The sequence below is a fragment of the Pseudomonas mangrovi genome (genome assembly GCF_003052585.1).
GTDB classification, from domain to species: Bacteria; Pseudomonadota; Gammaproteobacteria; order Pseudomonadales; family Pseudomonadaceae; genus Aquipseudomonas; species Aquipseudomonas mangrovi.
Genome location: NZ_QASN01000020.1, coordinates 324,995 through 343,017 on the forward strand (window position 1 = coordinate 324,995; position 18,023 = coordinate 343,017).

The following is an 18,023-nucleotide window of genomic DNA, read 5'->3' on the forward strand; positions in this document are numbered from 1 at the left end:
AGTTTTACGCAGGGGCTGGGTGCGATGGGCGCACCCGCTGGGCCTGATGACTGTGCTCGTGACGCTTTGAAAACAGCTTCGATCGGACAGTGGCGCCGAAAACGGCGGAGCGATTCTAATGGAATTCGCTGCCAAAGGTAAGCTAAAAGCCCCGAACCGGACGGGGTGATAGACCCTAGACAAAGGGCTAAGATGGCGCCCTTCGCAAAGCTGCGCCGTCGTTCGAAATTCCTCATGTCCGAGTCTCCCATCAGCACCCCCTGCGTCGGCCGCTGTTCGACCGTGTTCGGTGATCTGGTCTGCCGCGGCTGCAAGCGCTTCCTGCACGAGGTCGTGGACTGGAATCGCTACCCGGATACGCAGAAGCAGGCCGTCTGGCAGCGCCTCGATCAGTTGCTCGATCAGGTGATGCGAGCGCACGTCGAGGTCTTCGCGCCGCAGCGGCTGGCGGAGGCGTTGCAGAGTCATCGTCTTGACGGGAGCGGGCGGCCGGCCTACTGCCAGGCGTATCTGCTGATCAGTCGCGTGCAGCGCCTGGGCTCGCTCGCCGCTTGCGGCATCAGCCTGCTGCCGGCCTTCGCCGACTGGCCGCTGCCGCGCCTGCGTGATGCCATCGACGACGCCTATTTCGTTCTGTCCGAGGCGCACTACCAGCGCTATATCGTCCCGGCAGCGCCAGCGAAAAAACGTCCCTAGCCGCCGGCGAGGCCCCGGCGGATTGCGCCGCGGGCGGCTAATCCGCTCTACGAAAGCGACGTGGCTGCTCTGTAGGGCGCAATAAGCGCAGCGCATTGCGCCGGTGCTTCTGTCTTTTGCGTTCGGTCGCTGGCTTTGCGGGAGGTCCCGACGGTTTACGGGGCAGGCGGCTAATCCGCCCTACGAAAGCGACGTGGCTGCTGCGTAGGGCGCACTAAGTGCAGTGCATTGTGCCGGGGGGGTCGAGCCCATAAAAAAGCCGCCCGGTGGGCGGCTTCTTCTGTTGCGGTTGGGTCAGCGCTGGGCGACCACTTCCTCGAGGCGGTCGAGGATGTCGTCAGGCTTGACCACCAGTACGTCACTTTCCAGCGAGTCCAGTACTACTTCGGCCGTGTTGCCCAGCAGCGCGCCGGAGATGCCGGTGCGGGCGACGGTGCCGATGATGGTGACCACGGCGCCCAGCTTGTGCGCCATGTGCGGAATCAGCACGTCGGCTGGGCCTTCCTCGACATGCAGGCACTCGTCGGGGATGTCGCATTCGCGTTGGAAGTCGCGGCACTTGGCCAGGTACGAGGCCCTGATCGACTCGGCGACCTGGAAGGTCGGGTCGGCTGCGGAGAGCATCGGCGAGGGGTGGGCGCTGAGCACATGCAGGGCGCCTTTGGCCAGGCGGGCGATCTCGGAGCCGTTGCTGACGATGCCAGCGTGTAGGGTGCGGTGCTCGCCGTCCTTGTTACCCACGTCGACGGCCGCCAGGATGATGCCGCCGGTCCACGGGCGGTCGGTCTTGACCATTAGCACCGGGGAGGGCGAGTAGCGCAGCAGCTTCCAGTCATCCGGGGTAATCAGTGCTTTCTTCAGCGGGTTGTCCGGGAAGTGCTGCTTGACCACCAGGCCGCAGCCTTCCTCCTGCTGCACGGTGATGATGGTCTGGTGAACGCTGTCGAACCAGGCCTGCTGGGTGGTGACGTTGAAACCTTCCTGGCGCAGTCCGGCGGCGGCGCCTTCGAGGAACGCGGCGTGGTCGTTCTTCTTGTCACACACCAGCAGGTGCAGATGCGACTGAGTGACGCCAGCGAGCAGACGCGCCCGGTTCAGCGCGAGGTTCTCCGGATGTCCGGGCTCCATGACTACGAGAATGCTGCGAATGGCTTGCATGGCCGTCTCCCTGTATGAATTGCTTATGTTTTACACGCTATAGAAGGTGCTGTTGGCAGGTGTTGATATATATCAAAGCACGCGGGTAGGCACCTATTCTTTATTCCAGCGTGCTGTGCAGACTGCCAGAAAATGTCCTGACTGCCACCTGCCAGCGTGCTGCTGAATGTCACAGTATGGAACGCAGGGCAGGCGCGTCCAGCAAGGCGGACCGATCGTCTCGGCTTGCGCGCGCCCGGCGTTGCCGTAGACTGCCGCGCGCCGCGGCTGACGCGGTCGACCGTACCAATCTTCCGGAGGCCGCTGCGCGGCGGATGAGCCGATGCTCGATGAGATTCTCGAATTCCTCGGTGGCCAGGCCACGCCCGCGGCCTGGGTGGATGAGGCGCTGCAGCAGCAGGAACTGCTGCTGCTTGATCACCGCATCCTCGAATACAAGGCGGCGCAGACCGCAATGACCCTGATGGGGCGGCACCTGATGCGACCCGAGCTGGTGGCGAAGATGTCGCGCCTGGTGCGCGAGGAGCTGGTGCATATGGAGCAGGTCACCCGGATCATGCTCAAGCGCGGCATCCAGCCGCGCGCGCTGTCTGCTTCGCGCTATGCCGCCGGCCTGCGCGAACTGCTGCGCCCGAACGAGCCGCAGAGGCTGACCGATACGCTGGTGGTCGGCGCCTTCATCGAGGCGCGCTCCTGCGAGCGCTTCGCCGCTCTGGCGCCGCACCTGGACGAGGAACTGGGTAGGTTCTACACGGGATTGCTGGAGAGCGAGGGGCGCCACTATCGCGGCTATCTGCAGCTGGCCTATCTCTATGGCGAGCGCGAGGACGTCGATGCGACGGTGCTACGAGTACGCGAGACGGATAACCACCTGATCGCCACGCCGGACAGCCAGTTCCGCTTTCACAGCGGCGTACCGGCCTGAACAAGGGTGCGGGCCCGAAGGCCCGCACCAGAGCGCCTTACACCAACTGCTTCTTGTCCAGTTCGATGCTGCGATCGAGGGTTTCCAGCAGGTCCTTGCGCACCTTGAGCTTGGTGGCGCCGTGGGCCTTCATGTTGATCTTCTTCAGTTGCTCGGCGGCGGCACGGGCCGCGGGCAGCAGTTGCTCGGCCGGCACGATCTTGTCGAGGAAGCCGGCGTCGACGGCGGCCTGCGGATCGAACATCTCGCCATTGATCACCGAACGATGGAAGGCCGACTTGCGCAGGCGATCACGCGCCAGCTCGATGCCGACGTGGTGCATGGTCATGCCGATCTGCACCTCGTTCAGGCCGATGCTGAACGGGCCTTCGGTGCCGATGCGGTAGTCCGAGGACAGCAGGATGAACGCGCCCTTGGCCACGGCATGGCCGGGGCAGGCGGTGATGATCGGGAAGGGGTGGGCGAGCATGCGTCGCGCCAGGGTCGAACCGGCTGCAACCAGGTCGGTGGCGGCCTGGGGGCTGGAAGTCATGATCTTGAGGTCATAGCCGCCGGAGAGGATGCCGGGGCGGGCCGAGGTGACGATTACCACGGCGCGGTCCTGCTCGGCCTGGTCCAGCGCCTTGTTGAAGGCGGCGATCAGGTCCGGGGACACGGCGTTGACCTTGCCGTTGTCCAGGGTCAGGGTGGCAATGCCGTCTTCGAGCTGATAGGTGACGAGTTCGCTCATGAGCTTGGATTCCTTGTGCGTGAAGTGGCGCAGACGTTACTCAGGAGCGGCGGGCAGGTAAAGGGGCATGACTGACCGGCAGGTCAGCCAGTCCGCCGGCTGGCTGATCCGGCGTTGCCTGTGCCCGCGTCTGGCGGCAGAGTACGCCTCCTTCTAATCAGCACGCGGAGCGAACATGGGCGAGGAACTGCAGGTCACCGATCTCGAACTGGGCGAGGGCCGCGAGGTGGTCAAGGGTGCGTTGATCACCACCCAGTACCGCGGCACCCTGGAAGACGGCAGCGAGTTCGACTCCTCCTTCGCCCGCGGCAAGCCGTTCCAGTGCGTGATCGGTACTGGCCGGGTGATCAAGGGCTGGGACATCGGCCTGATGGGCATGCGCGTCGGCGGCAAGCGCCGGCTGTGGGTGCCGGCGCCGCTGGGCTATGGCGAGCGCGCCGTGGGCAGCATTCCGCCCAACTCGAATCTGGTTTTCGAGATCGAACTGCTCGAGGTGCTCAGCCGCGACGATTGATAGACGCAGGCGGCCGGCGCCGACAGGTCTGCGGGTCGACCACGTCGTCCAAATCCCACTGTGCAGGGACCTGTACCCGGTAGCCGTGGCGGCGTGCGATGCAGGTCTGCTCGGGCCCCTGCAGGGCGTTCAGGCGGGTGCTGAGCAGCCAGTCGAAGCCGTTCGCTTCGTACCAGTCGTAGTAGTCCGCTGAGTGGATGAAGGCCTGCAGTCGTGCCTCGTCGCGCCAGATCGCTTCGTCCAGTGGCTGGCGCAGCGGCAGGCGGGCGAACAGCCATTCGCGGTCAGCCAGCGTCAGGTAGCCGGGGAAACGGTAGAAATCGCGCGGATCGGGCTCGCCAGGCAGCGGCTCGCGGGCGGGGAAGCGCAAATAGCTCAGGCCCATGCCGATGTTGCTCTGCCAGTCGATCAGGCCGCCGGATTCGAGATAGCGGTACAGCAGCAGGGTCGGAAAGCGCTGCCAGAAGATCTCCTGACGCTTGTCTTCGGGCTGCGTCAGCACGCCGCTGTCGAGCAGCCGCTGGGCGCGATCCAGCTGCTCCAGGGCTGCGCCCGGGTCGTGGCCTTCGGCGGCGACCATGTGCGCGCGGTACAGCGCCTCCGGCGCCACCGCCTGGCCACGAGCATGCGCAGCGAGCAGTATCTGCGCGGCCTGGGCGTGCAGTTCGCTCAGGCTGGGGCCGGGAATCTGGTTGGAGCGATGGCGAAAGCGCGAGCCGGTGATGAAGCCTTCGGCCGCGTCCACATCACCGCGTGCCAGCGCCGCCTCGGCACGGGCATGGCTGTTGTGCAGGACCAGCTCGCCGGGGAAGGTGACGATCGGCTCGAACAGGAAGCAGCTGCCGAGGCTGGCGCACAGCAGCAGGAGCGTGAGGCGGGGCAGCAGGGGCAAGGCAGGTCTCCGAGACGGCGAGACGGCAGCCTGCGCTCTCTGGGCGCGTGGCGCCAGCAGCCCGGAGGCAACCTGCGAGCTGGCTCGCAAAGTCGAGGTGAGACCTCTAGTGCGCGAGCTTGCGCTCGGTCATGTGCCGCAGGTATTCGATCAGCGCAGCCAGTTCCTGCTCGCTCAGCACGGCTTCGATGAAGCCGGGCATCCGCCCTTGTGGCCATTTCCTCAGGCCCTGCGGGTCGCGGATGTAGCGGGCGAGAAAGTCGCCGGCGAAGTACTCGGTGGGGTTGTAGGGCAGGTTCAGGTCCGGGCCGAATTGCGAGTCGCCGGCGCCATTGAGCCGATGGCAGGCCAGGCAGTGTTTCTGGAACTGGGCGAAGCCGGCCTGCACATTGGCGCTGGCGTCTTCTGCGGGCAGCAGCGCGGGGAAGCGTTCGGCCAGCGAAGCCAGTTGGCGGATGCGCACGACCTGGAACGGCCACTGCTCGGGCCCGATGCCGGCGGCCTGCGGGTTTTCCCAGACCAGGTAGAAGGGCCCGGCGCTCGGCTTGTTCCGCCCCAGCGCAGGCCAGGGCCGGGAGGGGTCTTCTACGGCCAGCCAGGCCCGGCTGCCATCGCTTGTCAGCAGCGGCGCAGCTGCCAGTTCCGCAGCGAAACCATCCAGTGCCACTGCCTGCAGATGATCCCCTGACGCAATGCCCTCCAGCAGTGTCGCCAACGGCACCGCCTGATAGCGCATCTTGCGCTGGTAGGCGACATCAGCGGGAATCTCGATCTCGCTCAGTTGTGGGTGAGCCAGCAACGCCTCGCTGCTCAGCGTCCGCGTGCCGGAGCCCAGTTCCAGGGTCAGCTCTGCAGCGAGCACGGGCCAGCTCAGCAGGCTGGTGAGAAGGACAAACGTAAGGCGCACAGACGAGCTCCGGTTGGTTCGATTGGCGGGCGCGTGACTGCTCCGCGTCTTGGACGCGACTAGGCCGCAGTGGCGCCGGCCCTGTCTGGGCTGTTGCAGCGTTAGACAGACGCGGTGGGCCCACAAGTGTGCCCGTTGCAATAGGCGCTGCAGCTGCGCTGGCAATCATCGGTTGTAAAAAAGCGATCGGGAACCGGAACCGCTTTGCAAAGAAGCATCCTTGCGTCCGCGCCTGCTGAAGCCTTGCCGCATCGTAATGGGCTGGTTTCTGCTCTGGCTAGTTGCGCCTTTCGCTAGCGTGATCATCTACATCGTGATGTGGGATGCAGTGAAGGTAGTGAGAGGTCGGGCGGTTGCAACAGCCTCGGAAAATTATGGAATGCCCGCTAAGCGAGGATGATGCTCATGCAGCGGGGTTGACTTAGCGTTCTCTGCGCAATAGGGGCAGGTGGCGGGGATGCTTTGCAGGTCCCTATCTTTTCCATCCCGCAACGGTTCTTGCTGACGCGGGTGCGGGTGCGGGTGCGAGTTTCCAAGGTTTCACATCCCAAGCGAATGGGGCGCCGAAAGGAGCGGCATGCGTAGCCGCTCCAGAGTCCGAAGGCCTTGCTTACTGGGGCGCCGTGGCAGGATTGATGCTGCGATGTAGCGCCAGATGGTTAGCAATACACATGTCGAATGCTTCGACGAGAAAGAGGTTGGGTTTTCCTGTAACGGGCGGCACAAGGCAACGACTAGCCACACGTTTTCCAAGAATTTCTGCGTCGATGTAGATCACGTTTACTGGCGACTTGCTTGGATTCTCCTGTTCGGTGAAGTAAGCACGTGTGTGTTCTTGATCTCCGGCGGTTCTCTCCAGCTGTTCGCTGTTGATCGCAGACGTAAGCACTTCGCTGGATGGATAGGATGGCGAGCCTACGAGCGCCATGCCGACTGGCCCGATCAGCAGTCCCTGCGTCACGCTTCTGCGCAGGTGCGACTGCATGTTGGCGTATGTCACGAAGTGCAGCACTTTGATACTCGGTTGCTCAGCGAGCTGCGGAAACGCCTCGTAAGCACGGTGGGCGAGCAGGCGGGGGCCGGTAGGGTCTGTAGCGTTGTCCGCTACTCGATAGATTGCGTACGCGTCACTGCTAACCATCAAGCTGAAAATCTTTTTCTCTGATTCGCTTGCGGGACGTAAATCTTCAATGGCGATCTTGTTCGATTGCTCAATGCCGGGGAAGGTTGGCGGCGGCAGCGTAGGTGCGGTGGTGCATCCGGAAAGGGCAACTGCAGTAACGACGAGAAGGCTTTTTATGAGGTGCACGAGGACATCCTATTTGTCATGCGGAAGGATTTTTAGCATACAGATGCTCGCTTAAACGATTGTGATGTTCAATTGCCATTGCGGGTGCGTTCATGGGGTATCTCTGCCGCCCAGATTGGGTTGCTCTTGCACTTCGGTGGCTTCCAGATGCTCCGAGACAAGGACGTGTTTCCGGGTGAGCGCGACGCCTCAACGGCTCTACGATCCAGCAATGTCTTGGCGACGGGGTATGGGTTGTGTTGCCGCGGCCAGATCAAGGCACCAGAAAGAAAAAAGCCCCAAAAGCTTTTCAGCTTTCAGGGCTTTGCTGTATCGATCTGGCGGTGAGGGAGGGATTCGAACCCTCGATACGATTTCTCGTATACACACTTTCCAGGCGTGCTCCTTCAACCGCTCGGACACCTCACCGGATCTCGCCGAACCGTGGGTCCGTCGAGGCGCGCTAATGTAGCCGAAGAGGTTCCCGAAGGCAAAAGCTTTTTTCAACGGATTCATGCGTTTATCCGGGCGTCCGGGGGGCGCGTGGGTGTTGCTACAATTCGCGCCCCTGACGGAGCGCAACCTTGATGAAAGCGAGCTGGGACATCTTCTGCAGTGTGGTCGACAACTATGGCGACATTGGCGTCACCTGGCGCCTGGCGCGGCAGTTGGTGGCCGAGCACGGGCAGTCGGTGCGGTTGTGGGTGGATGATCTGCAGGCTTTCACCAGGCTCTGCCCCCAGGCGGATGCCCGGGCTGCCTCGCAATGGCATGCGGGTGTCGAGGTCTGTGCCTGGCCCCGTGTGTGGCAAGCGGTGCAGCCGGCGGACGTGGTGATCGAGGCCTTTGCCTGCGAGTTGCCGCAGGACTATCGCCAGGCGATGGCGCAGCGGCCGCGGCAGAGCCTGTGGCTGAATCTGGAATATCTCAGCGCCGAGGACTGGGTGGCCGGTTGTCATGGCCTGCCGTCGCCGCAGGCCGAAGGGCTATCCAAGTATTTCTTCTTTCCCGGGTTCTCTGCGGCCACCGGCGGCCTGTTGCGCGAGCAGGAGCTTCTTGCTGCACGCGATGCCTTCCAGGCCGATGCGCTGGCGCAGCGCGAGTTTCTCCTGCGGTTGGGCGTGGAAGTCGAAGGCACAGACCGGCTGATTTCGCTGTTCTGTTATGAGAACCCGGCGCTGGGTGAATGGCTCGATGCGCTGTCCGGCGCTGACGAGACGGTCCTGCTGCTGGTGCCCGAGGGCAGGGTGCTGGCTGATCTGCAGCGCTGGGCAGGTGGTGCGGTGCCGTTGCGGGTCGGTGAGCGGATCGAGCGCGGCGCGCTGCGCGTGCAGGTGCTGCCCTTCGTTTCCCAGCAGGACTACGACCGCCTGCTGTGGAGCTGCGACTTCAATCTGGTGCGCGGCGAGGATTCGCTGCTGCGCGGACTCTGGGCCGGCCGGCCGCTGCTCTGGGACATCTATAAGCAGGCTGATGGCGCCCATGAGGACAAGCTGGCGGCGTTTGCCGAGAGCCATCTCGCCGGTCTGCCGCCAGTCGTCGCCCAGGCACTGCTGCATTTCTGGCAGTGCTGGAATGCCGGCGCAGGCTGCGCCGAGGCCTGGCTGGCGCTGCAGCCGTGGCGGCTGCAACTCGAGGAACATGCGCGGGCGCGCAGTGCTTCGCTGGGCACGCAGACGGACCTTGCCGCGAGGCTGGTGCAATTTTGCTCGGATTGGCTATGATACGCGGCCTGTTTTTCTGTCCATCATCGAACGGATATCCCGTATGAAAACCGCACAAGAGTTCCGTGCCGGCCAAGTGGCCATCGTCAACGGCGAGCCCTGGGTCATCCAGAAAGCCGAGTTCAACAAGTCCGGCCGCAACAGTGCCGTGGTCAAGATGAAGCTGAAGAACCTGCTCAACGGTTCGGCTACCGAGACCGTGTACAAGGCCGACGACAAGCTCGAGCCGGTCATCCTCGAGCGCAAGGAAGTGACCTATTCCTACTTCGCCGACCCGCTCTACGTCTTCATGGACCCCGAGTTCAACCAGTACGAAATCGAGAAGGGTGACCTGGAAGGCGTCATGGCTTTCATCGAAGACGGCATGACTGACGTCTGCGAAGCCGTGTTCTACAACGATCGCGTGATCTCGGTTGAACTGCCGACCACCATCGTTCGTCAGATCGCCTACACCGAGCCGTCCGTCCGTGGCGACACCTCCGGCAAGGTGATGAAGACTGCGCGCCTGAACAACGGCTCCGAACTGCAGGTGTCGGCCTTCTGCGAAATCGGCGACTCGATCGAGATCGACACCCGTACCGGCGAGTACAAGTCCCGCGTCAAGGCCTGATCGCCCGCGGTACCGGAAAGCCCGGACCTTCGTGGTTCCGGGCTTTTTCTTTTCTGGGTCACCTGAAGTGAGCGGAGGCAGGCGTGGATATCTGGCAGTTGCTGCTTGATCTGCTGCTTGGCGTGGTACTGGGCGTGCTCGGCGGCCTGTTCGGCATCGGCGGCGGGATGGTTGCCATCCCGGTGCTGGGGTTGCTGTTCGGGCTTGACCAGATGCTTGCCCAGGGCACAGCGCTGGTGATGGTGGTGCCCAATGTGCTGCTGGCGCTGTGGCGTTATCACCAGCGCAATCGCATCGACTGGCGCCAGGCGCTGACGCTGGGGCTGTCCGGGCTGATCTGTGCCTGGCTGGCGGCGCAGTGGGCGCTGGGGCTGGACGCGGCAAGCATGCGCACGGGCTTTGCCGTGTTCCTGCTGCTGCTCGGGTTGTACAACCTGGCAAGGCTGATCTGGCCGCAGCGCTCGCAGAAACCGCTGCTGGCGCTGAATTGGCTGCCGCTGACGGTGCTCGGCTCACTGGCCGGCGCGCTCGGTGGCGTATTCGGCGTGGGTGGCGCAGTGCTCGCCACGCCAATTCTGACCAGCCTGTTCGGTGTCGGGCAGGTAGCGGCGCAGGGACTGTCGCTGGCACTGGCGGCACCCAGTACGGCGGTGACACTGGCCAGCTACGCCAGTCACGGCCAGGTCGACTGGCTGCTCGGGGTGCCGTTGGCCATCGGCGGGCTGCTCGGCATCGGCTGGGGCGTGCGGGCGGCACATGCCTTGCCGGAGCGGGTGCTGCGCGGGCTGTTCTCGGGCTTTCTGCTGGTCAGTGCGGCGCTGCTGTTCGGGCACTGAGCCGGCGGCCGTGTGGCCGCCGAGCAGTGTTCAGCGGCGCGCCTGCTTCAGCGTCTCGGCGATCATGAAGGCCAGTTCCAGCGACTGGTCGGCGTTCAGTCGCGGGTCGCAATGGGTGTGGTAGCGATCCGACAGGCCCGCTTCGGTGATGGGGCGGGCACCGCCGATGCACTCGGTGACGTTCTGCCCGGTCATCTCGATATGGATGCCGCCGGCATGGGTGCCTTCGGCCTTGTGCACCTGGAAGAAGTCGCGCACCTCGGACAGCACCTGGGCGAAATCGCGGGTCTTGTAGCCGCTGGAAGCCTTGATGGTGTTGCCGTGCATCGGGTCGGAACTCCAGAGCACGCGCCAGCCCTCGGACTCGACCGCCTGGATCAGCCGCGGCAGATGCTCGCCGACCTTATTCGCACCCATCCGCACGATCAGGTTGAGACGGCCCGGATCGTTGTCCGGGTTGAGCAGGGCGATCAGTCGCAGCAGCTCTTCGGGGTCCATGCTCGGGCCAACCTTGACCCCGATCGGGTTGTTCACGCCGCGCAGGAATTCGACGTGGGCGCCGTCGAGCTGGCGGGTGCGATCACCGATCCAGAGCATGTGCGCCGAACAGTCGTACCAGTCGCCGGTGAGGCTGTCTTCACGGACGAAGGCCTGCTCGTAGTTCAACAACAGCGCCTCGTGGGCGGTGAAGAAGCTGGCCTCGCGCAGTTGCGGCGCATCATCCAGGCCGCAGGCACGCATGAACGCCAGGGTCTCGTCGAGGCGCCCGGCGAGCTGGCTGTATTTTTCGGTCAGCGCCGAGTTGGCGATGAAGTCGAGGTTCCACTTGTGCACCTGGTGCACATCGGCGAAGCCGCCCTGGGCGAAGGCCCGCAGCAGGTTGAGGGTCGCGGTGGACTGGTGGTAGGCCTCGAGCAGGCGTTCCGGGTCGGGTATCCGGCTGGCGGCGTTGAAATCGATGCCGTTGACGATGTCGCCGCGGTAGGCGGGCAGGCTGATGCCGTCGATGGTCTCGTTGCCGGCCGAGCGCGGCTTGGCGAACTGGCCAGCCATGCGCCCGACCTTGACCACCGGGCAACCGGCGGCGAAGGTCATCACGATGGCCATCTGCAGCAGCACCTTGAAGGTGTCGCGGATCTTCGGTGCGGAGAATTCGGCGAAGCTCTCGGCGCAGTCGCCACCCTGCAGCAGGAAGGCGCGGCCCCGGGTGACTTCGGCAAACTGGCGCCGCAGCTCGCGCGCCTCGCCAGCGAAGACCAGTGGTGGCAGGCTGGCGAGCTTCGTCTCGACCCGTGCAAGATGCGCGGCGTCGGGGTATTCAGGTTGCTGCTGGATGGGTTTGCCTCTCCAGCTATCGGGACTCCAGGCGTGCTTCATAAGATGTGGACTCGGTTGTCGCGGGGCAGGCCGGCATGGTATCAGCTGCGCCACGACTGCCGTGATAGAGAGTCTGCATCGCCCCGCAAGGCAGTCTCTGAATCAGCGAGCCGGGTCTGGCCAGCTGGATGGGTAGGTCGTCAGCGCGAGCTTTCGGCGCATTCCTCAAGGCACTTCGTTTTCAGCATTCGCCACATGGCGAGGAGAGGGTATGGACCAGGAGGAGGAGCAGCTGCTCACCGAGGTGCACGACGAGCATGGCGTCATCCGTGTGTTGGAGGTGGGCGCCTATCGCTTTCTCGAGTTCGGTGAGGCAATCGAGCAGAGCTGCGTGTTCACCGCGGATCCGAGCTGGCTGGAGTACGACTACACCCGCGCGATGCTGCTTGGCGCGCTGGCGCATCCGGCGCCGGAGTCGGCGCTGTTTCTCGGTCTGGGCGCCGGCACACTGATGCAGGCTTGCCTGAAGTTTCTGCCACTGGATGATGTCGAGGTGATCGAGCTGCGCGCCGATGTGCCGCGCCTGGCCGCCGAGTATCTGGGCCTGGCCGATGATCCGCGCCTGTACATCCGCATCGGCGATGCGCTGGAGTTGCTCGACAGTGCGGAGCCGGCCGATCTGATCTTCGTCGACCTGTACACCGACACCGGGCCCTCTGCCGGTCACCTGGCGTGGAAATTCCTCGAAGCCTGTCAGCAGCGCCTGCAGCCCGGTGGCTGGCTGATCATCAACCAGTGGGCCGGCAATGACGGCAAACCGCTGGGCGCGGCCTTGCTGCGCGGGCTCTATCTGCGCCACTACTGGGAAATCCCGGTGAAGGAGGGCAACGTGATCCTGCTGGTCCCGGCCTCCCTGGATCAGCTGCCGGATACCACCGAACTTGCCGCCCGAGCGCAGCATCTGGCGCCGCGCCTGGGGTATTCACTGTTGCCGCTGCTGGAGGGAATGCGCCCGGCCACTTAGGTGCAAGGCGCCGCACCGATTTCGCCCCTCGATGAGCTGCTTGCATCGTAATGGTGCGTTGCTGGTGGTCGCCGAAGGCGCAAATTCGAGACTTACCGGTCATGGTCTGTAAATTGCTGTAAAGCCTCAGGTTTTCAATGATGGCGAAAATAGCGATGAGCAGATCTCAGGGTTCCTACATGCACCTTTCTGTAGCCGAGCGCGCCTGGTTGCCTTGGTCCCAGCGCCTGAGCATGGGCTGGTCGTGCTGGCTCAACCGCGATATCCGGCCTTCACTGGAGCAGACCTTCGAAGGTATCGCCCAGACCCGCGTAGGCCTGCTGCGCGAATGGGTCGCGGGCCACTGGGCGCAACTGGCGGAGCTGGCAGCGGCCAGCGGCGGCGAGATGCCCCGGCTGGATTCGGCGACCTTGGCACGCAAGCACGAGCAGCTGGCCGATCTGTCGGAGCTGTTCGTGGTCGATCTGCAGGGTCGCGTGCTTGCGTCATCCCGGCCGCAGCGGGTCGGGCGGCTGACGAGCGAGTCGCGGGCGCTGGCGCTGGGACTGAAGCAGCCATTCCTGCACGGTCCCTACCGCGATCCGGAGACCCTGGCGCTGGGGGCGTCGACCTCGCGCTTCCATGACGCGGTGACGCTGATGTTCTATCAGCCGATTCTTGCGGCCGACGGCACCCGGGGCTGCCTCTGTGCGCGGGTGCCCAACGATGTGCTGGGTGATCTGATCCAGCGCGAGGCCGGACACATCTATCCGGAGTCGGGTGACAACTACCTGTTCATGGTCGACTCGCGCTTCGATCCGACGATCAGCCAGGGTACAGCCCTGTCGCGCTCGCGTTTCGAGGACTCCACCTTCAGTCATGGCGAGAACCTCAAGAGCGGCGTGCACACCGACTGGGGCGTGGTGAGGGTGCGCGAGCACACTGAACTGGAGTTGCGCTTCACCGACCCGGCAACCGGCCAGTTGCACCCCGGCGTGCGCGAGACCATCGCTCGTGGCAGCAATCTGTTTGTCGACTATCCGGGCTATTCCGACTACCGCCACATTCCGGTCATCGGCAAGGGGCTGACCTTCGAGCTGCCCGGCTCGCCGGATCGCTGGGGGATGATGTGCGAGGCGGATCTGGCCGAGGTCTATCGGCGTCGCTCGCTGAGCGTCGGGTTGATGAAGACCTATCTGCTGACGGTGCTCTGCGTGTTTCTCTGCGGGGGTCTGCTACGCGAGTTCTCCAGCCTGTCGCAGGGCTGGATGTATCTGGTCGATGCGGTACTGCTGGCTGGCGGTGCCTGGTTCTTTGCTCGTCGCGGCCCGGGCCGGCTGGCGGCGCGGATGGGTGAGATGACCGAGCTGATTCGCACCATTGCCGAAGGCGGCGGCAATCTGCGCCAGCGACTCGATCCGACGCGACTGCAGGCCGACGAGACCGGCGACATGGGGCGCTGGATCAACAGCTTCATCGACAGTCTGGATGGCGTGGTCGGCAAGGTGATAAGGGTTTCCAGCCATGTGCGTCAGGACAACGAGCTGATGCTCGAACGCAGCGGCGAGGCAGGCCAGACCACTCGCAGCGTGGCCGATTCGGTGCACCAGCTGCTGCTCCTGGTGGAAGAGCAGCTCGGCGAGATTCAGCAGGCCTCGATGACCGCGGAGCAGATGAAGGCGGCAATGGATCAGGTGGTACTGCGTGCCAGGGAGCGCTTCGAGACTGTGCGCCAGGGCACCTGCAACATTCGCGACGTGGTCGAGCGCTCGGCGCAGAGCGTGCAACAGCTGGACAGTCGGATGGGCGAGATCGACGCGATGGTTGCGCTGATCAGCGATATCACCACCCAGACCAATCTGCTGGCGTTGAACGCGGCCATCGAGGCGGCGCGGGCGGGCGACCATGGTCGCGGCTTCGCCGTGGTGGCCGGCGAGGTGCGTTCGCTGGCGCAGCGTACCGCGAGGGCGGCGGAAGACATCCGCCGGCTGGTCGAGGGGCTGCAGCAACAGACCCGTGGCGCGGTGGCCTTCATGCAGGGTGGGGTCGCGGAGGTGGACGCCAGTCTGCGCCTGACCGAGGAGGCGTCTTCGGAGAACGTGCAGCTGCACCAGACGGTGGAGCGCATGTTCGAAGTCATCGAGCAGTTGCATCAGCGCAGCCTGGACTACGGGCAGACCATCCGCAGCGTCGATGCGGCTTCCAACAGTATGGGCCAGACCCTGGGTGTACTGCAGGACAGTGCCGAGCGGGTGCGTCACACCGCCGGCAAGCTGCAGCAGCTGGTGGGGCAGTTCCGGGTCAGCGACGCAAACGAGCTGGCGGCTTGAGCAGAGACTTTCGCAGGCACCGCGCGGTGCCTGCGAAAGATGAGCACTGGTTCTGCTTTTCCGGTATGATTCGCGCCGGCCTGACTTCGGGCCACGTTCAAGTTGGGCAATCCCCTTCGCCGGCCAGGGCTGGCGACTGAAGATCCGCAAGCCGGATCATTCTTGACGATTCATCCATCCAAGACATCTTTGCAAATCCCCGCCGACATGGCTGCCAGGGTTACCTTCGGGTTCTACACGGCACGCGCAGCTTTGGAACATGGGTCTTTGCAGATGCATAGAGGCATAGACCCATGACCCAGGAACTCGGCGGCTTCGCCGCGCTCGGACTCAACTCCAATATTGTCGCGGCGGTAGTCGATACCGGTTACGAAGAGCCGTCCCCCATTCAGTCCCAGGCGATCCCGGTGATCCTCGCCGGCCACGACATGATCGGTCAGGCGCAGACCGGCACCGGCAAGACCGCTGCCTTCGCGCTGCCGATCCTGCATCGCATCGATCCGGCCAAGCGTGAACTGCAGGCACTGATCCTGGCGCCGACTCGCGAACTCGCACTGCAGGTAGCCACCGCGTTCGAGACCTACTCCAAGCGCATCCCCGGTGTCACCGTGGTTGCCGTCTACGGCGGCGCGCCCATGGGCCCGCAGCTCAAGGCCATCCGCCAGGGCGCGCAGATCATCGTCGCCACCCCGGGGCGTCTGGTCGACCATCTGAGCCGCAATGCCAACCTGCTCGGCACCATCCAGCACCTGGTGCTGGACGAGGCCGACGAGATGCTCAAGCTCGGCTTCATGGATGACCTGGAAGTGATCTTCCAGGCCATCCCGGCCACCCGTCAGACCGTGCTGTTCTCCGCGACCCTGCCGAGCTCGATCCGCGGCATCGCCGAGAAGCATCTGCGCGATCCCCAGCACATCAAGATCGCTGCCAAGACCCAGACCGTAGCCCGCATCGACCAGGCGCACATGATGGTCCATGCCGACCAGAAGATCGCCGCCGTGCTGCGTCTGCTGGAAGTCGAGGAATTCGATGCGCTGATCGCCTTCGTGCGTACCAAGCAGGCCACCCTGGACCTGGCCGCCGCGCTGGAAGCCAAGGGCTACAAGGCCGCCGCGCTGAATGGCGACATCGCCCAGAACCAGCGTGAGCGGGTCATCGAGTCGCTCAAGGACGGTCGCCTGGACATCGTGGTCGCCACCGACGTGGCCGCTCGTGGCCTCGATGTACCGCGCATCACCCACGTCTTCAACGTCGACATGCCCTACGATCCGGAGTCCTACGTGCACCGTATCGGTCGTACCGGCCGTGCCGGTCGCGAAGGTCGCGCGCTGCTGCTGGTGACGCCGCGTGAGCGCCGCATGCTGCAGGTGATCGAGCGCGTCACCGGGCAGAAGGTTGCCGAGGTCCGTCTGCCCAACGGCCAGCAGGTACTGGATGCGCGGATCAAGAAACTCACCGCCAGCCTCGCTCCGCTGGTTGCCGACGCCGAGTCGACCCACGGCGAACTGCTTGATCGTCTGACCGCGGACATCGGCTGCAGCCCGCGCGCCCTGGCCGCAGCCCTGCTGCGCAAGGCCACCAACGGTCAGAGCCTGTCCCTGGCTGATCTGGAGCGCGAGCAGCCGCTGGTGCCGACTTCCGGTCCGCGCGAGCGCTCCAGCGAGCGTCCTGCCGGCAGCGAGCGTGGCGAGTACCGCGAGCGTCGTGCGCCGGTACCGCTGGCCGAAGGTCGCGCACGTTGCCGCACCGCACTGGGTCTGCGTGACGGCGTGGCCGCCGGTAACCTGCTCGGTGCGATCCTCAACGAGGGTGGCCTGGCGCGTGAGGCCATCGGCCGCATCCAGGTGCGTGAGAGCTTCAGCCTGGTCGAGTTGCCGGAAGACGGTCTTGACCGTCTGCTGGGCAAGCTCAAGGACACCCGTGTCGCCGGCAAGGCGCTGAAACTGCGTCGCTACCGCGAAGACTGATCAGGCGCCGCGCCTGGCGCGGCTCCGCTCGATCTAGAAAGCCCGTGTCGAAAGACACGGGCTTTTTCATGTCTGCCGTCCGCGCAGCGGTACTCAGCGCCGTCGAGCTGGGCTGCTCGCGGGCGCAAGGCGCTCTGTTTGCTGTGTCCTGTACTTGTCGAGTCGAGTGTTGCGACGGGGGAGGCGGGTTTGGCAACCGCTGCATGTCTGCCGTCCGCTGGATGCTGCAGATAAGAGTGGCGGCTGTAGTGGGGGTGGAAAATGAGTGGGGGTGGAAAATGCAGGTGTGGCGAGCCGGCTGCCTGCGCAGGCCGGCTCGGTATACGGTGTTGCTAGATCATTCCAAGCAGTACCAGGACCAGGACCACGATCAGCAGGGTGCCGAGTACGCCGGACGGGCCGTAGCCCCAGCTTCTCGAATGGGGGAATAACGGCAGACCGCCGATCAGTAGCACAATCAACACGACTATCAGGATGGTACCCAGGCCCATAATGTGTTCCCTCGCATGCTTTGGGTGAAGCCTCGGTCTAGCCGGAGGCGGGCGGAAGTGCCTGTATGTACCGACTCTGCGCTGCGACAAAGATTCATCCGCGGGCGGCGGCCGGTCGTGGGGCGAGACTGGCTTGTCGCGCGGGATCTGCCGCTCCATCGACTAGGAGGTTGCTCGATGCTGTACCGTTTTGCCGCCGATGCGCTGGTGCTGTTTCACCTGCTGTTCATTGTCTTCGTGCTGCTCGGCGGTCTGCTGGTGTTCTTCCGCCCGTGGCTTGCGCTGCTGCATCTACCTGCCGCGGCCTGGGGCATGAGTGTCGAGTTCTTTCGCTTGTACTGTCCGCTGACCCCGCTGGAGAACGAGCTGCGCCAGGCGGCCGGTCAGCAGGGCTACGACGGCGGCTTCATCGAGCACTATCTGATTCCGCTGATCTATCCCGCCGGGCTGACGCCCACTATTCAACTGTGGATGGGGGCGCTGGTGCTGCTGATCAATCTGAGCGTCTACGCCGCGCTCTTGCTGCGCAGGCGAGGAAGGACGGGGGCTTGAGCGGTGGTTTCACGAGGATTGGCGTCGCCCATTTGGCGGTTTGCTCTGGTCATTCATCAGCCTGATGCAGCGTGGTTCGGAGA

The 18,023-nt window shown here is 64.4% G+C and carries 17 protein-coding genes and 1 tRNA gene; 10 read left to right on the forward strand and 8 right to left on the reverse strand.

The annotated features are described in order from the left end of the window. The first annotated feature begins 234 nt into the window (after window positions 1–234). Window positions 235–696, forward strand: coding sequence for a DUF1289 domain-containing protein (locus DBO85_RS14235; RefSeq protein WP_108108354.1), 462 nt, complete (start codon window positions 235–237; stop codon window positions 694–696). Window positions 697–990: 294 nt separating this feature from the next. Here DBO85_RS14235 and DBO85_RS14240 read toward each other — a convergent pair whose 3' ends face one another. Next, complete coding sequence (locus DBO85_RS14240) at window positions 991–1,854, reverse strand: universal stress protein (RefSeq protein ID WP_108107931.1); 864 nt, start codon at window positions 1,852–1,854, stop codon at window positions 991–993. A gap of 322 nt (window positions 1,855–2,176) precedes the next feature. Here DBO85_RS14240 and miaE point away from each other — a divergent pair, with 322 nt between their 5' ends. After that, on the forward strand, window positions 2,177–2,779 hold the full coding sequence (gene miaE / locus DBO85_RS14245; protein ID WP_108107932.1) for a tRNA-(ms[2]io[6]A)-hydroxylase: 603 nt from the start codon (window positions 2,177–2,179) through the stop codon (window positions 2,777–2,779). 37 nt (window positions 2,780–2,816) lie between these two features. On the opposite strand, the gene DBO85_RS14250 is transcribed toward miaE, so the two are convergent. Further along, entirely contained in the window at window positions 2,817–3,509 is a 693-nt protein-coding gene (locus tag DBO85_RS14250) for a crotonase/enoyl-CoA hydratase family protein (RefSeq protein WP_108107933.1), read from the reverse strand. Window positions 3,510–3,684: 175 nt separating this feature from the next. Between DBO85_RS14250 and DBO85_RS14255 the strand changes: the two genes are divergently transcribed. After that, a complete protein-coding gene (locus DBO85_RS14255) occupies window positions 3,685–4,023 on the forward strand; it encodes an FKBP-type peptidyl-prolyl cis-trans isomerase (protein ID WP_108107934.1) in 339 nt (112 codons plus the stop codon). Here DBO85_RS14255 and DBO85_RS14260 read toward each other — a convergent pair. The 4 genes from DBO85_RS14260 to DBO85_RS14275 all read right to left on the reverse strand — a co-directional run bounded on the left by DBO85_RS14260 (window position 4,007) and on the right by DBO85_RS14275 (window position 7,539). Beyond that, window positions 4,007–4,915, reverse strand: coding sequence for a hypothetical protein (locus DBO85_RS14260; RefSeq protein ID WP_108107935.1), 909 nt, complete (start codon window positions 4,913–4,915; stop codon window positions 4,007–4,009). The two genes, DBO85_RS14255 and DBO85_RS14260, sit on opposite strands and share 17 nt — an antisense overlap. A gap of 106 nt (window positions 4,916–5,021) precedes the next feature. Further along, window positions 5,022–5,822: a c-type cytochrome gene (locus tag DBO85_RS14265; protein WP_108107936.1), complete on the reverse strand. Its 801-nt coding sequence runs from the start codon at window positions 5,820–5,822 to the stop codon at window positions 5,022–5,024. A 610-nt stretch (window positions 5,823–6,432) separates the two neighbouring features. After that, complete coding sequence (locus tag DBO85_RS14270; protein ID WP_108107937.1) at window positions 6,433–7,131, reverse strand: hypothetical protein; 699 nt, start codon at window positions 7,129–7,131, stop codon at window positions 6,433–6,435. A gap of 318 nt (window positions 7,132–7,449) precedes the next feature. After that, a tRNA-Ser gene (locus tag DBO85_RS14275) sits at window positions 7,450–7,539 on the reverse strand. Window positions 7,540–7,697: 158 nt separating this feature from the next. Here DBO85_RS14275 and earP point away from each other — a divergent pair. The 3 genes from earP (at window position 7,698) to DBO85_RS14290 (ending at window position 10,280) form a co-directional block, all read left to right on the forward strand. Further along, window positions 7,698–8,834, forward strand: coding sequence for an elongation factor P maturation arginine rhamnosyltransferase EarP (gene earP / locus DBO85_RS14280; RefSeq protein WP_108107938.1), 1,137 nt, complete (start codon window positions 7,698–7,700; stop codon window positions 8,832–8,834). Window positions 8,835–8,877: 43 nt separating this feature from the next. Further along, entirely contained in the window at window positions 8,878–9,444 is a 567-nt protein-coding gene (gene efp / locus DBO85_RS14285) for an elongation factor P (protein ID WP_108107939.1), read from the forward strand. Between the two features lie 89 nt (window positions 9,445–9,533). Then, the gene (locus DBO85_RS14290; RefSeq protein WP_108108356.1) at window positions 9,534–10,280 is read left to right on the forward strand and encodes a sulfite exporter TauE/SafE family protein; all 747 of its coding nucleotides are present in this window, start codon (window positions 9,534–9,536) and stop codon (window positions 10,278–10,280) included. A 30-nt stretch (window positions 10,281–10,310) separates the two neighbouring features. Here DBO85_RS14290 and DBO85_RS14295 read toward each other — a convergent pair whose 3' ends face one another. Beyond that, window positions 10,311–11,657 (reverse strand): class II 3-deoxy-7-phosphoheptulonate synthase, encoded by a 1,347-nt coding sequence (locus DBO85_RS14295; RefSeq protein WP_108107940.1) that lies wholly within the window; start codon window positions 11,655–11,657, stop codon window positions 10,311–10,313. 211 nt (window positions 11,658–11,868) lie between these two features. Between DBO85_RS14295 and DBO85_RS14300 the strand changes: the two genes are divergently transcribed. The 3 genes from DBO85_RS14300 (at window position 11,869) to DBO85_RS14310 (ending at window position 16,897) form a co-directional block, all read left to right on the forward strand. Beyond that, entirely contained in the window at window positions 11,869–12,621 is a 753-nt protein-coding gene (locus DBO85_RS14300; RefSeq protein ID WP_108107941.1) for a spermidine synthase, read from the forward strand. Between the two features lie 1,664 nt (window positions 12,622–14,285). Next, window positions 14,286–14,930: a methyl-accepting chemotaxis protein gene (locus tag DBO85_RS19740; RefSeq protein ID WP_407681478.1), complete on the forward strand. Its 645-nt coding sequence runs from the start codon at window positions 14,286–14,288 to the stop codon at window positions 14,928–14,930. Window positions 14,931–15,223: 293 nt separating this feature from the next. Then, window positions 15,224–16,897 (forward strand): DEAD/DEAH box helicase, encoded by a 1,674-nt coding sequence (locus DBO85_RS14310; protein WP_108107943.1) that lies wholly within the window; start codon window positions 15,224–15,226, stop codon window positions 16,895–16,897. Window positions 16,898–17,229: 332 nt separating this feature from the next. Here the strand turns inward: DBO85_RS14310 and DBO85_RS14315 are convergent, their stop codons facing one another. Then, a complete protein-coding gene (locus tag DBO85_RS14315; RefSeq protein WP_108107944.1) occupies window positions 17,230–17,388 on the reverse strand; it encodes a DUF3309 family protein in 159 nt (52 codons plus the stop codon). Between the two features lie 177 nt (window positions 17,389–17,565). Here DBO85_RS14315 and DBO85_RS14320 point away from each other — a divergent pair, with 177 nt between their 5' ends. Further along, window positions 17,566–17,940 carry a DUF2784 domain-containing protein gene (locus tag DBO85_RS14320; protein ID WP_108107945.1) on the forward strand — a complete coding sequence of 125 codons (375 nt, stop codon included), beginning with the start codon at window positions 17,566–17,568 and terminating at the stop codon, window positions 17,938–17,940. Window positions 17,941–18,023: the final 83 nt, after the last annotated feature.